The sequence below is a fragment of the Zhongshania aquatica genome, from assembly GCF_027257955.1.
GTDB classification, from domain to species: domain Bacteria; phylum Pseudomonadota; class Gammaproteobacteria; order Pseudomonadales; family Spongiibacteraceae; genus Spongiibacter; species Spongiibacter aquatica.
On the sequence record NZ_JANZNQ010000045.1, the window covers coordinates 1 to 14,003 of the forward strand.

The following is a 14,003-nucleotide window of genomic DNA, read 5'->3' on the forward strand; positions in this document are numbered from 1 at the left end:
CTAGACCCGCAGGCTTACCTGAAAGACGTGATGGAGAAACTGCCGACACATCGCGCCTCAAACATTGGTGAGCTACTGCCGCACAATTGGCAGCCTTGATGTAAGGTGAGTTCGCCGGACGGTTACATTCGAGGATGATGCCGCAAAGGAAAGATCTATAGAAGCAGTAAGACGAAGGGCTGGTATTAAGGCGGTTGAATGATCGAAACTTTCGCGGCTAATACAGCGCGTCTACCTACCGGATCTCAGGATATGGCGTAGGGGAAGCCAAAAATTACTCCCAAGAAGAATGCTGGTGAACTGACCAATGCTCTCTCCCTTCGCCGCCTTGCAAACCTGAAGGATTTTCTCTCTTAACCCTTTGGGGTCTATATCGAATTGCTGAAAGGCGCAATCGTTCCCATTAGGCACTGATTTTCCCCCCCACATTATTAATACTGTGTCCTGAAGATACATAGATTTGTCCAAAGCGCATTTCCAACGCATCAAAATTCCAGTGTTCATGGTAGAGGCGTGACGCGAGAAATTCGGATTTCTTTAATTCGTGAGGGATGCTGGTGAAGTAGATTTCCCTATCGAAAAGTTCATCAAGGTGATTTCCTATTGTTAATTCAGCCAACCCAATTTGTGCGGCCAGAAATAGGCCAGAAAGGGCTTGTTGTGCGCAATCGAATGGTACGCCCCTTACAAGGATCTCTGGTAGGCCTAGTTTGTGAAATCCCACTGTCGCATGTCGAGATTTGGTGGGTAAATGCGCATCAGTGTGATCAACATAAAAGCCCGAGCGACTAACTTCAGTGCTAATGCGAGTTTTCTGAATTTCTAGCCCATTTTCAAATTGAAATATCATTGTCATCATTCCCTAGATTCATTGTGTTCCTTATAGAAATACCACGGGATTAAGAACCAGCAAGTGTATTTGCTGAAAGAATTTATTTATTCTCTTCGTCAGCGTAGAGGTTGAATTGGTCTTCTTCTTGATCTGCGATATAACCAAGATTGCTGGCGTAATCATGCCTATTTTCTGAGTATGGCGGGAGCTGAGAATCACTTGATGCAGATCTGGCTGAAGTCTCGATTGACGGCAGTGTCATTGCATCATCTTCATTGGCATTCCATATATGTGCTGGAACACTGGAGCCTTTAATTAGCTCATCAAGCTCATCATAGAAGGATTCAGTTGCGCCCATTGGGATAATGAAATAAGCCGTGGGATCGGGTTGGGTGTCGGTAACGATTGCCGTAGCCATTACGTCAGAGCTTGCCAGGTTGTAGCGCATGGCCTTCATGAAATGGCGTCCACCAGAGACAAGCCGTTCAATAAGCTCGCGTTCTTCCAGAGTTTCAAAAGGTAGCCAGTTTTCATCTACAGTCATTAAAGTGATTGTCTCAACTTGGGGGTTGCCAGACGCCGATAAGTAAAAGGTCATCATGGCCAATAGGTGAATAGAGTCGTCTTCGCTAAAAAGGGCAATTTCAGGAGCGAAGGCTTTCCCCACCCGACGGAATACATCTTCTGACATATAGATGGGCGAGTCCGGCATGTGCTTTATGACCAGCTTTCCACCGAATCGAGATGTTTCAACTGCTTTGACTTCACCAATTAATAGTGCGAAAGGTGTTTTTCCTTTCGCGGGCTTTATGCCTGCGAAAAATCTACGCCGGCGAGAGGCAATGTCGTCTTTCTTATCGACCGAAAAGAACTCCGGTATCAACAAGCTTTCTGCTAGGGGATTGCGCCGTGAAACCTTGTTCTGAACGGCCTGGAGAAGGTGGTGGCGAATGACGTGCCAATTGCGCTTGCCCTTCATTTTTGGAGACCAACGGGTGAAACCCGCCTCCTCGTAAACGTATTCGAGCAAAGCCCTCATGGTTAGCTTCGCAGGATCTGCGCTAACTGATTTCTGCTCACCAGAAGAAGGGGTTATCGGGTCGCGACTGGACGATGATTTTGATAAGGGGAACCCCAGTCGTAGCGAAGTAAGGCCGGAATCATGGTCTTCAACGATCGCTCGGTTTTGCATTAGTCCTCGGCCAGAAAGCGAAACGGGGATCTCATAGGAATCGCAATCTGGATGGTGCTCCCCTCCTCTATTGGGCATTCGCTTGAGTATGTATGCGTTGTTGACTCGCGAAACATACATTGGGATTGGTGGGGATTTACAAAGGCAAAGTGGATGATGCTTTTCGCGGTGCGCCCTTTCAAGATAGGTGTCGAAGTCGTCGTCGATTCTGGACACGGCTGCACCAAAGAACAAGAAATCTGTCATCTTTGCCTCCTGATGTTAAGCTTTAACAAGGCCCTGAGTACCGATAGCCATTATCGTAGTCTCGGTTGATGTTGTTATCGCAACGATAATACTCAAGCGCACTTCTCACTCTTTCTCGGAGTGATCGAGCTAAATCCCAGACTTCCTGCGAAGGATCATCGGATAGGTAGCTAACAGTGACTTTGCTTGTTCGATGGTCAATCTTCGCTATCTTTACGCCTATGACAAGGTGTAGGTCACCATGTTGCCTAAATGCCTGCGCATAACGAAATGAGCCGGGTTGATCAAAGACGCGATGACGTTGCCGTTTAATTTCAGGATCGATGGGGTCACGATGTGCCTGATTAAACCGAGACTCGTTCCGTGGAACAGGAAAGCTAAATTCCCGTTGAACGACGTAGTAGGTATGTTCGACATCATAGCCCACCTGGAACGAAACGCTTCCAGCGGAGTGAGTAGGCTCTTGCGTAGAGGCTACCACTTGGCCACGGTTGTACTGAGAATCGACTTCAGGATCGTAGTTTAAGGGTGCCCCTGTGATTGGGTTGTTCACGCAGGAGAGGCACATGCCATCTTTGGTGTAGGTGTGCTGATTTGCAGCGCAACCAGAGGCAATGGAGAATAGAAAAATGGTCATGGCTAATGTGAGGTATTTCATGGGAATAGTCCTTTAAATGTTGTCTCCATTCCAAATTACCCCACATTTACAATCCAGCAACTGGGTGAAATGAAAATTATCGAATAAGACTGTTCCAATTTACATCGTTATAGTTCAACGCCTGCAAAACAAGGGTGTGCATTGCATTGGCGGCCGCCCTAGTATCACCATACTTTTTGTCGTACCCCAGTATTTTCATACCAACGTGGGACATCCTGCTGTTCTCAAAATGGGGGTAAATTACGATGACAGAGGTGATTGGCCCTGCAGCCCCATTGAATGTCCCACCCATATAATAAACATCTCCATCTTGTCGGAATGGCTTGTCTTGCATGGCGGTGGAGATTTCCATATCAGACATGCCTCGGGCTTTCATGTCTTGTCCAGACAAAATGCCGAATGCCTGCTTTAGCGCCAGGCTAGTTTCAAAGGTCTTTCGGCTGGATTGCCCCGTATAGATGCCCTTCTCGAACGAGGCATCTGTGAGTCCCCCTGCACTGGGGTTCTTCTCATAAGGAAAGCCTTTACTCACTAGGGCGGCCGCTTCTTTGCGAAAGGCGGCGTGACTAGAGTTGGATTGGCTGGCACTGACTGTGCTGCCGGGATGATCCTCGGCTTCGTAGTTCATGGGTTTACCGGTGATGATGTTGTTCACACAGGTCAGGCAAGTGCCGTCGGATGTGACGATATGCTGACCAGAAGCGCAGCCGGCGATGATGGCAGATACGCTGAGGGTTAAGGCAGTGATTAAGGTCTTGAGGGTCATGTTCCTTTCCTTGGTTATGTGATTTGAGTCTGTTATAGACGGCCAAATTCCTGCAAGGTGCCATTTTTCCTGAATGGTGACAACTTTCACGCAGGTATCAATTCAAATTGGGGCAAGGTTCACTCCCCTAATCTTCACGTGGGCAGCGGGAATGGCCGGGGTGTCCCGGCCAGCCTGCAACTACTCGCCGATTATGGACAGCAGGTAGTCTTCATCTACTACCTGTATGCCTAGTTTCTCCGCTTTTGCTAGCTTTGCCCCCGCTTTCGCCCCGGCACATAAGTTTGTCACATTCTTACTGACGCTTGAGCTGACACGGCACCCTTTAGCAGCAAGCTTAGTTTCTGCCTCAGATCGTGTCATAGAAGAGAAGGTGCCTGTCAATACCCAAACTTGCCCATCTAATGAACCGTCCTCAGCAGCCGCTTTTGCGCCCTCCTGTGGCCACACTACACCGGCATAACGCAAGCGAGCGATTTCCTGTTGAAGGGATGGTTCGCGGAAGGCGTTAAATGCCAGCTCAGCCATAATGGGACCGAACAATTCAACGTCGAGCAACTGTTCCTGTGATGCCGAAAGAATAGCTTGCAGATCGTTGTTAAAATGCTTTACCAACTCCCGACAGGCACTGCGACCAACCTCACGGATGTTTTGTGCCGCCTGTTGATTCACCCATTAATTGGCAAGGGAATTGAATCATAAGTTGGCCAAAAGGAGCGTTATTTGCGGTATGGCTTTCAGTTCCCAGCGGGGTTTTACCCATAACATGGCCACGAATTCACCCATATTATGGACGGAACGTCACAGTAGCGGCCATTCCTTGCACCAATCAAAAACTGGTTTACCATAAATTGGCCGTCGCGGGTTTCTACCATAAGCTGGCCAAAGCGGCCAAGTTATGGGTGTATCGATACGCCAAATCTTTGTCCAGTGTGGTCTCACGGCTTGCTTCAATACCTTTTTTCAGCTTAAGAGCGGACTTTTCTCCCATCCTAGGGAGTTCAGCAACGGCGCTGAAACACAGGTAGTAGAGATCGCTGGGCTTCCGTATTATATTTGCCTCGTATAGCTGCTCTACAAGTCTTTCCCCAAGCCCGTCAATATCCATTAGATCACGTCTTGCAAAACGCTTAATGAGAGCTACAGCTTGTGTTGGGCATCGTGTTCCGCCCGTGCAACGATAAGCTATGTGGCCGCTATCTTGCACGATGGTGCTACCGCAGGATGGGCATTCCGTAGGAACGAATATGGCTTGACGATCAACTGGCCGGGAAGTAACTGAAGTGACTTTTGGTATAACGTCGGCTGCCCTTGATACAACGACGGTATCCCCGATCGCAAGATCAAGGCGCCGTACTTCATCTAGATTGTGAAGCGTCGAGTTTGATATGGTTACGCCGCCAACATGAACGGGGCAAAGTCTTGCCACCGGGGTCAAAATTCCACTTGCACCAACTTGCCAATCTACTGATTTAAGCGTCGTTTCTCTTTCATCAGTTGGGAATTTGCCTAAAACGTTAGTTTGGTTAGCTGTGTTGTGCATCGGAAACGTGCTGATTTCCGATCCCGGTGGTGTCTTGGAGCTTTACGGTCTAAGTGGGGAATAACGGAAGATGACTAACTGGTTAAACAGGCAAAGCTACTTTGTGATCGCGCTAATTGTGACAGCATTTTTTGCGATAACGATTCTATTGTTCGCGTTAAGCGCAGGCGCTTCTTTCAAAGACGCATTATTTCTGTCTAGTGGACTCGGAGCGCTTTCTAGTGCTGGCTTCCTTCTAGTGAAATACACCATGCCCGATAAGTCGAAGCCCGCAGGCGTCAGGAGCAATGTGGTAGACCTAGATCAAAGTCGGAGATAGTGGAATATGACTAAGTTGATATTTTGGATAGCGGTATTGTGCATTGGGGTTGTGCTAGCAACCGATCCCGGTGCTGTCATGGAATTGTATGGATCAGTAGAGCTGAGGTAGGGTCAAATTCCAGTTCTATTGAATACTTCGATGCAGTTTGGACCATCGGGCTCGCTGGCCTTTTTTGCGTCGTCTGGCACCGGCCAAGATTCTAGTCTTGGGGAGACTTCAGGTTGGTAAAACTGCTCCAGTGCTGGTGGTGACAGATCCTGGTTCAGCCAGGTTTCCCAATCGTCCATTGGTAAAATAACGGGCATTCGGTCATGCACAAGAGCGACATCCTTGCTCGGTCTGGTTGTGAGTATAGCGAAACTGGCGCTATCCACAGTGTTCAGCTCGCTAAAGGTGTATATACCCGCAAACCCCATTAGTGATTCCCCTTCATCTTGGAAGAAATACCAAGGTCGCGGTTGCGTTTGACCTGTTGGCTCATAGAAACCGTCAGCAAGTACAATGCAACGAGATTTGCGCATGGCATCGCGAAACATGGGCTTTTCAGCAACTGTTTCGGCTTTGGCGTTTATCTGCGCTTTGCCCCGCTCTTGCATCCAGTGAGGCAAGAGTCCCCATCGTTGCTTTGCGATCGCTGGAGTGCTATGCCCGACTAAAACGGGTGCCGTCTGAGTCGGCTTTATCTTATAGCTTGGGCGCCATGCGTCGTCTGGTATATCAATAGGTCGCCAGTGTTCCCGTAGCAACGCCCTGACCTCTCGTGGAGCTTTTCTAAACGCATAGGTTCCGCACATATCAGTCCTCAGCTAGGAAAGCGTATATAGGAGAGCAAGAAATATTGAAAATTATCTGTTGCACAGTGTCTTCCTTCAGCTATTTGAGCCTTTTGTATGCATCTCTGATTGCCATTTGTTCTGGCGAAAGTTCTGGTTTCGATGGAGGTCGTTCGACTACCTTTTTCCTTCTCGGAATCGGTTCGCTTGTCTTTTGTTGGGGATATCTTTTCAGCCCTTGTGTCCACCCTCTCTCGTAATCGTTCCAATCTTGTGAGCTTTTCGGAAATGGGTTGTGGTAGGAATCAGGGTGACGCAGATAGTCATTGCGGCCGAGTTCGTATGCGTCGCTATGTCCAGCCATTAGCCCTTCCTTGTTGTCTGGGACGGTCGGTTAAATGCAGTCAGTGTAACTCAAAAAACCGAAAATACGCTTTGAAGTGACCAAAACACGCGCTTCAACGGCCAGTTTCAGCGCTTGTGGTAAATTAAAATTGGCTCATCAATAAATGATGAGATCACACTGGATGACAATTCCGATATTTTTCGATGCAATCGCAACCGATGTCCGTGCTCTAGAAGTGATTAACCTTGTGGATGACGTTACGCGATTTTTAATCAGTGAACAGATGTACCTGCCTCCAGCGGTTGCCGCAGCTTTAGAAGGACAGTATGTACGAGGATTTACTGATCCAGTGCCAGCTGAGTCGTACATGGTCTCTTGGAGATCAATTTTGGAGATGTTCGATCTGCCCCATATCAAGCTCGCAAATGGGGAGTTTGTCGGCTCCAGGGCGGATAGGCTAGCTCTGGCGTTGGAATTCCGGCTACAGCGGGGGATTTTTGTGCGTGAATACCGCGCATTGCGGGCTGAGCATGGCCTGCCAACAGTCGCGTAGTGTGCTGCATATCAAAATCGATCAGGGCGGTACCGGATGTCACTACGCAGATGCTGTTAGCGTTCTAGTATTTTCGAGAAGCGCTCAGCGATAATTTATACCCTACCTGACGAGGATGGCGGCACAAATGTCGCTCTGTTCTGACGCCGTGCTTTTAGCTTGAATTGTGGTTCCCGCACGGAAAGTTCAGCTTCGCCCATAAGCCGGTTTCTCCCCTTCCAACTGGTTGCCCTAGCCCGTGTGCGGGCCGAGGAAACAGGAGGAAAATGAAGGAAAGAAAAGGAAAAAATAGGCTGACCAGGATGAGGATCACTGCGGGGGTTGGAGGCGCTATGGAGGTTTGGGCTAGCCTCGTCAGGTAGGGTATAAATTATCCATTATCGACAGCAGAAATACTTCTTCATGTCGAAAGTGGACGGTGTAAATAGTCTAAGAAATTAGCGATTTTCTCCTGTTTTTGGGGTTGCTGGTTTTGTGTTACGTGTGATTCTGGAATGACCAACACACAACTCTCCCAGTATAAGGACGCTACAAATGGAAACTAAAATCGCTCTGAGTCACCTGAAAATCTCCCCGCTGAATGTGCGCGTGGTATCACCCGGTAAGGAAGAGGATAAGCAATTGATCGCCTCAATCGCAGCTCACGGGATACTACAGAATCTTGTTGTGGTTCCGGTCGATGGTGAGGACGGCTTGTACGAGGTCGTTGCCGGTGGCCGTCGCCTGAGCGCAATTAAGCACCTGTTTGATAGCGGTGTGCTCGCCGCTGACTACCTTGTGCCCTGTCAGGTTAAAGATGCTGCCAATGCGACTGAATACAGTATTGCAGAGAACATGAAGGCCAATATGCACCCTGCTGATCTATTCATTTCATTCAAGTCGCTGATTGACCAAGGCCGAACGGCCAAAGATATTTCTATTCGGTTTGGACGGTCGCAAAAGGATGTTAAGCAAATTCTACGTCTCGCGGATGTGTCCCCCATGATTTTTGAAGCCTATCGGAAAGGTGAAATCGATCTCGACGTAGTTATGGCGTTCACCGTGACCGACGATCTTGATAAGCAGGAATCAGTTTACCGCGATATGGGTGGCCGCTACATGAACGCGCATGGTGTGAAATCTCGGCTGGTGAATACGTCCCTGACCGATAAATCACCCATGTCTCGATTCGTATCAATCAAAGCCTATGAAAAGGAAGGCGGGTCAGTGAGCTGCGATCTGTTCGACGAAGTGAAGTACATCGACGACGCTGAGCTAATGGAAAGACTGGCCACGGAGAAAATGAACGGCATTGCAGAGGTTGTCAAAGGTGAGGGCTGGAAGTGGGTTGAAACAACCCTGACAAGCTGGATGGATGTTCGTGCGCAGCGCACGGATGGCGAGCTGAGGGATGTCCCTGCTGAGCTGACCCAAAAGCTCGATGCAGCCAAAAATGAATTGGAGAAGGTTTCTAAGGCCGCATACGACGAGGAAGATGATGACAAGCGTGATGATCTATGGGAGAAGGAAACAGAGCTTGAGCAGGCCGTGGAGAGTTTAGAAGAAGAACTCGATGGCTACCGCATATTCACCGATGAACAAAAAGCTATTTCCGGTGCGGCTATCACCCTCTCAGGTAATGGAGCGCCCGAAATTACATATGGCTATGTCCGCACGGCGGATTTACCGAAGACTGCCAACGTAGATGGATCGGGTTCAGCCGCTGCGACCGAGCTGAATGGTGACCCTGACGAGAGCATCAATCTAAGCAATGCCCTTAGGACTGACTTGGCAAATTATGAGTTGTTGTCGATCCGAAGTGTTTTAATGTCCAAGCCGGATTTGTGTTTTGACCTGAGCGCATTCACCCTCGCAAAATCGGTACTGAGTTTCGGGTATTACTCTCGCGCCTCCAGCTTATCGCTCAATATCGTTGATATGTCAGCAACTAAGGATATTGAAGAAACAATAGCGGCCAAGGCAATCTTGGAGGCAAAAGAAAAGCTGAACCTTTCATGGCTGGATGCTGAGTCCGACCTGGATATGTTTATCAATTTTCAGATGCTAAGCCGGACTGAAAAGAAAGCAATTCATGCCTTTTGTGTCGCCGCTTCGCTAACCTCCAGTAACAACGATATTGTCCAAAGTCTGGCTGAGCAAGTGAAGTTCAATCTGGCAGATCACTGGCAACCCACCAAAGAGAATTATTTCAACCGGATCAAGAAGGACGACATCCTGCTGATCGCAAAAGACCTCAAGGGAGAGGAATTTGCCGCGCAGCACAGTAGTGCGAAGAAGGGTGATTTGGCGGGCATGGTTGCAGGGCTGGACGAAGTGAAGGGCTGGGTGCCGCAGGCGATGCACTGAAAGTGCGGGGAAGGTGGGATATGCGTCGGGGGGCTCCTCGGCGCATTTTCCGATACGGATGAAGTTAAATTAATCGGCATTTTAAAGCGTTAATACTCTATAAATATAGGGAGAAATGCTAAAATGCGGTTCCAATTAGAGGTGTCTTTCACGGACAGTGAAAGCAGAATCCGCTAAGCAAATTTAGGGGGAAACATGTCAACTGAAAAGCGCGCAGACCCTGTCAATGTCATGTTGCTACGCGGTGTCTACCACCGTCTGCTTGAAGCCCAATCGAAGGCAATAGACGCGATCATGGATGATGGTCGTGGTGATGGCCCCTATCCCTGTTTTGCCCCTCTCCCCTCTGGTCAGCATGGCCGGGAGGCCAGAATCGCTCTTGCCAATTCGATTAAGGATGTTTTTGATGCTATTCCAAGCGAGGGTCAAAAACTGCCCTCCGGACTGCTTTGCGCTTCCCCTGAATGTGTTGCGGCTATTACCGACTTGAACAGTGCGAAAACAGCCCTGCAAGCTGCGGTCGCTACAATTAAAGCGTCTGGGCGGGACGATAAAGAGAATGCGAATCAGCGGGTGCTAGAGCTTAAACGGGCAATGAAAGAGGTCGGGTTTGCCGCTGCTGACCTGAAGCGAGTCTATGCAAAAATTCGCATCCTGGAACCTGATGTTTTTCGGGTGGGATGGACTTGGGGAGTGAATCATCGCACCTACAAGCCTATTGATAAAGAAGCTCTTGAGCGCCGTTTGCTCGGACTGGAAAAGGATAATCCAGCCGCTGCGGAATTGGCTCGAACTCGTTTGAGCCGCTTTTATAAACCACGCCCCGCCACGCTTTTCACGCTGCCAGATCAGCTGAGGGTAAATTACGGTCATTTAGTGGATGGGGAGCGAAAGAACAAGGCGTTGCCGGTTTCTGGTGTCGTGGTCGTACAGCAAAAAACGCTGCCAAAGATCAAATGGGGGGATCGCGATTCCCATAAAACTCAGGAAAATCCCAGAGAGCCGAAAGGGGGGTTTCGCAAGGAACTGCTGCCGGGATGGGGGGTGTACTATGATGCAAGCCGACCACTTTGATAAAGAAATCTATGGCCGAAAAGCTAAGTGCTTCGGGCGCAATGCAGCTTTGACCGTCGAATCCACGCCTCTCCTAGTCCAAGGGGTTGCCGCTGGCTCTACCGTAAACCTGGAACTGGCAAGAAGGTCAGGAGAAGGCTTCGACTGGAAGGGGAAGTTGGTCATTCAGCTCAGTGAAGACGAGCTGGCCGCGTTTGCCTGTGTACTGCTGGGGTATTTGCCGAAATTCAAGTTTTCTCGCCCCGGCAAAGGGATTGAAGTTGAGCGCCAGCCGGAGAGGATATTTATCAAAGGCACTGCTGGTGCCGGTCTTATTTACGCCCTTCCGCTCCCTGCGGGACGGGTTTTCGCTGTGTCCACGCTGGTCATTGGTCAGCTTCAGGCACATTTTGATGCAGCTGATACACAAGTCGTCCTCGCGTCACTTCGCGGAGCCGCAGGATTATTAAGGACTAATACATAATGGAATATTCCCCAATGTTTCCATCATACCCCCTAGACGAGGAAGAGCTGAGCCAGGAAGTCCGCGCCGGGATGTCCACCCTGGTTCACACAACAACACTGCCATTCGCTTTCGCGATTCTTGAATCCCGAAGAATTGGTGGCAATGACCCTACCAGTCAGGCTTGTTTTGGTGTTAAACACCTACCAAGAGTTGATCTTGCCCTTTATCAAGAGGTCTCGCTGTACTTTGATTGGCTGGGTGCCCACGAGGTTATGGAGTCTGGCGATTGGATGGATTATGCCTACTGGCCGTGCCCCCCAGAATGCGAAACTGCGTATCATGTCAAAACGCAGGAAACGCTTGCCGCTGGGTATTGGCAGTCGAATGTTTATAAAGCAGATAAAAGTTTGGTTTTCAAGGAGGCTCGCCTAGTCGCGCATCAACCTCAGAAATACGGAAATTGGCAAGACCATCTACCCAGCGCTTTGCTGTCCATTGTTGATTCTGATTATGCGGAATACAAAAAACGTTTGGAGCTGGTCGCCGTATTGAATTCCCATCAAGGTCGGAACATCTCTGTGTGTTCGGATGCTTTTGATTGGTCAGTTGAGCCGGAGGTCAAATGAGCCGGAGGTCAAATGAGCCGGAGGTCAAATGAGAGCAGGCCCAAGGTATTCCTATACTATCCACACTATTAGTGGGAAATCAGTGGTGTCGATCATTGACCTGTATTCCGATGAGAAGCCCTCCATGACTGTCACCAATGGTGCAGAAATCGTGTTGAGAGCAATTGCAGCGGGCGAGAAGCGGTCCTTTAGCTACGCGATTTACAGGGATAGCTCTGGACACTGGGACAGGGTGTTGCTGGGTGAAAGTGGAGCCTTCATAGGCTTCGCACCAATACTCGCCGGTTACAACGAAATATCAAATGAGTGTGAGGCTCTGGAGCTGCTGGCCGTCCAGTGGGCTGAGGATCAGGTAAGGCATTAGCCTGTACTGATATTGGCGAAAAGTTGGGGACGGCCGGATGACCCAACATTGGCAGTATTTGTCCTTGCACCCCGGTATCGTTGGCTTTCGTATTCAAGGAAGCACACGGCATGAACGTCTCCAAATTTCTCCACACCGCCACCCTCGTCGCGCTCGGCTTACTCGGAACTCAGGTCTACTTCCAGAATGGTAGGATCTTAGCTCTTGAGCAGGCGCCCAGCATGGAGGAAACCATCAGGTCTGCTATCACCCAGGCTCGTAAAGATGAATATCGCCAAAGGGCTAAAGATAGGCTTTCTGGGCTGCGCGATGCCGCAAAGTCAGCACCAGAGTACAGCGAAGACGGTCTTTTGTATGGCCCCGCAGATGCCCGCTTCTCAATCGCAGTTTTCACGGATATTGAATGTCCATATTGCAGGCAAATGCACGGCGAGGTGAAGCGAGTGGTCGATTCCTCCAATGACAACGTGAACTGGAAAATCATCCATTTTCCACTCAGCATTCATAATCCCGCTGCAGCTATAGAAGCTCAAGTACTCGAATGTGTGAAGGAAAGTTACGGAAACCGAACGGCGTGGGCCTTCCTCGATGCCATGATCGCGGGAACGGCAGGTAACGGGAAAGGCATTGAGAACCTTCCAGAATTCGGATCGGCAATGGGGCTCAGCAGCCAGGTCATTAAAAATTGCCTAGCCTCTGATTCAAACAAAGAGAAGATTAACAGCGACTTCCAACGTGGGGTAGTTGCCGGAATCACCGGAACACCTGCTATGCTTATAACCGACAACAGCTCAGGTAAATCGTCCCTGGTTCGGCAGATGCAGAACGCGCAATCCATCGCACAGGAGATCCAGAAGCTGATTCAACAATAGTTTCAGTGGCGAGGGACGGTGTGAAAAGAAATTGGGAGCAAGAGCTTACTTGGGTGATCAACGCGGTTCTACTTGCCGCGTTTAGCTATGCGATCTGGCTAACTGTTTTGCCACTGCTAATTCCACCGTCATCGGCATTTTTGAGAGCGGTGGCCGCTATGATTGGCATCGGAGCTGCCCTCTTTTCAAGGGACTTCAGCAATTTCAAGGCTGTGCCAGAATTCAAGCCTCTACTGCTTGGCGGCCTAATACTTCCTTTCTGGCCGCTAGCGCGAATATTTGTGATGCCATTGGTAAATCGGAAATAAGTGCTGCTTATTTAGCACACCTACCAAGGCAGTGGGTATCTCTTAGCCACAGAACCATATTGATTTAACAGGTCTAGATACTGGTTTCTTGCCGTGTCACTTAGGCCTATTTCAGCACCTTTTTCGTAGATCTTGGTGACAGCCTGGTGAAAACTGCTGTCCACATATCCCTCATATCGTGCGTCTGCCAAAGTGGTCCGAATGGCCTCTCTGAGTACCGTCAGACCATTATTCAGGTCTGCTGCTGAGTCAGATAACCAAAATCCTATTCTGTACTGACAGGGCGCAAAGCCGGCCGAAGCACAGACATTAAGATGGCCCATTGCCTGCTCAGCTGTGGCCTTCCCCAGATTGGCCAAATAGTCAGCGCTCATTGGGGTCGAACCCTGAGGATCTGATGCCTGGTCAAATAGGCGAGCTATGTAAAACTCGGCCATGTAGCTGCTAGCAGGCCAGTATCCCTTTGACGCAGCTTCGTTCAGTAGTTGGATGGCTACCAAGTCAGCGTTCGGAATTGGGCTGTCTGCAAATAAGAGAAGCAGTGCAGAATTAACAAGCGTATCAATGCTTTTGTCCCCATTTGCGAATTTTGTGGCCCAATACTGGGGTGTTGCGTATTCCGCTGAACCTGATCAGTCGTACCGCTTGAACGTGATCACTTAATCCACCTCATACATCATGTGCCGTCTTTTTACTTTAAGTGATCATCTTCAGTCAATGTAGTCATCAGTTTTCGC

The 14,003-nt window shown here is 49.3% G+C and carries 17 protein-coding genes; 9 read left to right on the top strand and 8 right to left on the bottom strand.

Annotated features, from left to right (window positions below):
* A partial coding sequence (locus tag O9X78_RS19725; protein ID WP_269618468.1) for a transposase domain-containing protein occupies positions 1 to 99 on the top strand: 99 nt, incomplete at its 5' end.
* Between the two features lie 304 nt (positions 100 to 403).
* Here the strand turns inward: O9X78_RS19725 and O9X78_RS19730 are convergent.
* The 7 genes from O9X78_RS19730 to O9X78_RS19760 form a co-directional block, all read right to left on the bottom strand.
* On the bottom strand, positions 404 to 850 hold the full coding sequence (locus O9X78_RS19730) for a hypothetical protein (protein WP_269621429.1): 447 nt from the start codon (positions 848 to 850) through the stop codon (positions 404 to 406).
* 82 nt (positions 851 to 932) lie between these two features.
* Positions 933 to 2,270 (bottom strand): DUF1173 family protein, encoded by a 1,338-nt coding sequence (locus tag O9X78_RS19735; protein WP_269621430.1) that lies wholly within the window; start codon positions 2,268 to 2,270, stop codon positions 933 to 935.
* A gap of 22 nt (positions 2,271 to 2,292) precedes the next feature.
* A complete protein-coding gene (locus O9X78_RS19740) occupies positions 2,293 to 2,928 on the bottom strand; it encodes a hypothetical protein (protein ID WP_269621431.1) in 636 nt (211 codons plus the stop codon).
* A 76-nt stretch (positions 2,929 to 3,004) separates the two neighbouring features.
* Positions 3,005 to 3,694 (bottom strand): YgdI/YgdR family lipoprotein, encoded by a 690-nt coding sequence (locus tag O9X78_RS19745; RefSeq protein WP_269621433.1) that lies wholly within the window; start codon positions 3,692 to 3,694, stop codon positions 3,005 to 3,007.
* A 180-nt stretch (positions 3,695 to 3,874) separates the two neighbouring features.
* Positions 3,875 to 4,366 (bottom strand): BRCT domain-containing protein, encoded by a 492-nt coding sequence (locus O9X78_RS19750; protein WP_269621434.1) that lies wholly within the window; start codon positions 4,364 to 4,366, stop codon positions 3,875 to 3,877.
* A gap of 196 nt (positions 4,367 to 4,562) precedes the next feature.
* Positions 4,563 to 5,237: an NAD-dependent DNA ligase gene (locus tag O9X78_RS19755; protein ID WP_269621435.1), complete on the bottom strand. Its 675-nt coding sequence runs from the start codon at positions 5,235 to 5,237 to the stop codon at positions 4,563 to 4,565.
* A gap of 432 nt (positions 5,238 to 5,669) precedes the next feature.
* Entirely contained in the window at positions 5,670 to 6,353 is a 684-nt protein-coding gene (locus tag O9X78_RS19760) for an SOS response-associated peptidase (protein WP_269621436.1), read from the bottom strand.
* A 506-nt stretch (positions 6,354 to 6,859) separates the two neighbouring features.
* On the opposite strand from O9X78_RS19760, the gene O9X78_RS19765 reads away from it, so the two are divergent.
* The 8 genes from O9X78_RS19765 (at position 6,860) to O9X78_RS19800 (ending at position 13,266) form a co-directional block, all read left to right on the top strand.
* Positions 6,860 to 7,231, top strand: coding sequence for a hypothetical protein (locus O9X78_RS19765; protein WP_269621437.1), 372 nt, complete (start codon positions 6,860 to 6,862; stop codon positions 7,229 to 7,231).
* Positions 7,232 to 7,765: 534 nt separating this feature from the next.
* Positions 7,766 to 9,577 (top strand): ParB/RepB/Spo0J family partition protein, encoded by a 1,812-nt coding sequence (locus O9X78_RS19770; RefSeq protein ID WP_269621438.1) that lies wholly within the window; start codon positions 7,766 to 7,768, stop codon positions 9,575 to 9,577.
* A gap of 195 nt (positions 9,578 to 9,772) precedes the next feature.
* Positions 9,773 to 10,651, top strand: a complete 879-nt coding sequence (locus O9X78_RS19775; RefSeq protein WP_269621439.1) for a hypothetical protein — start codon at positions 9,773 to 9,775, stop codon at positions 10,649 to 10,651.
* Positions 10,629 to 11,114, top strand: a complete 486-nt coding sequence (locus tag O9X78_RS19780; RefSeq protein ID WP_269621440.1) for a hypothetical protein — start codon at positions 10,629 to 10,631, stop codon at positions 11,112 to 11,114. The genes O9X78_RS19775 and O9X78_RS19780 overlap by 23 nt, the downstream gene beginning before the upstream one ends.
* 14 nt (positions 11,115 to 11,128) lie before the next feature.
* Positions 11,129 to 11,722: a hypothetical protein gene (locus tag O9X78_RS19785; RefSeq protein ID WP_269621441.1), complete on the top strand. Its 594-nt coding sequence runs from the start codon at positions 11,129 to 11,131 to the stop codon at positions 11,720 to 11,722.
* Positions 11,723 to 11,750: 28 nt separating this feature from the next.
* Positions 11,751 to 12,086, top strand: coding sequence for a hypothetical protein (locus O9X78_RS19790; RefSeq protein WP_269621442.1), 336 nt, complete (start codon positions 11,751 to 11,753; stop codon positions 12,084 to 12,086).
* Between the two features lie 110 nt (positions 12,087 to 12,196).
* Entirely contained in the window at positions 12,197 to 12,958 is a 762-nt protein-coding gene (locus O9X78_RS19795) for a DsbA family protein (RefSeq protein WP_269621443.1), read from the top strand.
* A gap of 20 nt (positions 12,959 to 12,978) precedes the next feature.
* Positions 12,979 to 13,266, top strand: coding sequence for a hypothetical protein (locus O9X78_RS19800; RefSeq protein ID WP_269621444.1), 288 nt, complete (start codon positions 12,979 to 12,981; stop codon positions 13,264 to 13,266).
* Between the two features lie 20 nt (positions 13,267 to 13,286).
* On the opposite strand, the gene O9X78_RS19805 is transcribed toward O9X78_RS19800, so the two are convergent.
* A complete protein-coding gene (locus O9X78_RS19805) occupies positions 13,287 to 13,703 on the bottom strand; it encodes a hypothetical protein (RefSeq protein WP_269621445.1) in 417 nt (138 codons plus the stop codon).
* Between the last annotated feature and the right edge of the window lie 300 nt (positions 13,704 to 14,003).

Excerpts from the sequence above, each read along its gene's own strand:
- O9X78_RS19730 (WP_269621429.1), bottom strand. The coding sequence starts at position 850 with ATGATATTTCAATTTGAAAATGGGCTAGAAATTCAGAAAACTCGCATT.
- O9X78_RS19735 (WP_269621430.1), bottom strand. The coding sequence starts at position 2,270 with ATGACAGATTTCTTGTTCTTTGGTGCAGCCGTGTCCAGAATCGACGAC.
- O9X78_RS19740 (WP_269621431.1), bottom strand. The coding sequence starts at position 2,928 with ATGAAATACCTCACATTAGCCATGACCATTTTTCTATTCTCCATTGCC.
- O9X78_RS19745 (WP_269621433.1), bottom strand. The coding sequence starts at position 3,694 with ATGACCCTCAAGACCTTAATCACTGCCTTAACCCTCAGCGTATCTGCC.
- O9X78_RS19755 (WP_269621435.1), bottom strand. The coding sequence starts at position 5,237 with ATGCACAACACAGCTAACCAAACTAACGTTTTAGGCAAATTCCCAACT.
- O9X78_RS19760 (WP_269621436.1), bottom strand. The coding sequence starts at position 6,353 with ATGTGCGGAACCTATGCGTTTAGAAAAGCTCCACGAGAGGTCAGGGCG.
- O9X78_RS19765 (WP_269621437.1), top strand. The coding sequence starts at position 6,860 with ATGACAATTCCGATATTTTTCGATGCAATCGCAACCGATGTCCGTGCT.
- O9X78_RS19770 (WP_269621438.1), top strand. The coding sequence starts at position 7,766 with ATGGAAACTAAAATCGCTCTGAGTCACCTGAAAATCTCCCCGCTGAAT.
- O9X78_RS19775 (WP_269621439.1), top strand. The coding sequence starts at position 9,773 with ATGTCAACTGAAAAGCGCGCAGACCCTGTCAATGTCATGTTGCTACGC.
- O9X78_RS19780 (WP_269621440.1), top strand. The coding sequence starts at position 10,629 with ATGATGCAAGCCGACCACTTTGATAAAGAAATCTATGGCCGAAAAGCT.
- O9X78_RS19785 (WP_269621441.1), top strand. The coding sequence starts at position 11,129 with ATGTTTCCATCATACCCCCTAGACGAGGAAGAGCTGAGCCAGGAAGTC.
- O9X78_RS19790 (WP_269621442.1), top strand. The coding sequence starts at position 11,751 with ATGAGAGCAGGCCCAAGGTATTCCTATACTATCCACACTATTAGTGGG.
- O9X78_RS19795 (WP_269621443.1), top strand. The coding sequence starts at position 12,197 with ATGAACGTCTCCAAATTTCTCCACACCGCCACCCTCGTCGCGCTCGGC.
- O9X78_RS19805 (WP_269621445.1), bottom strand. The coding sequence starts at position 13,703 with ATGGCCGAGTTTTACATAGCTCGCCTATTTGACCAGGCATCAGATCCT.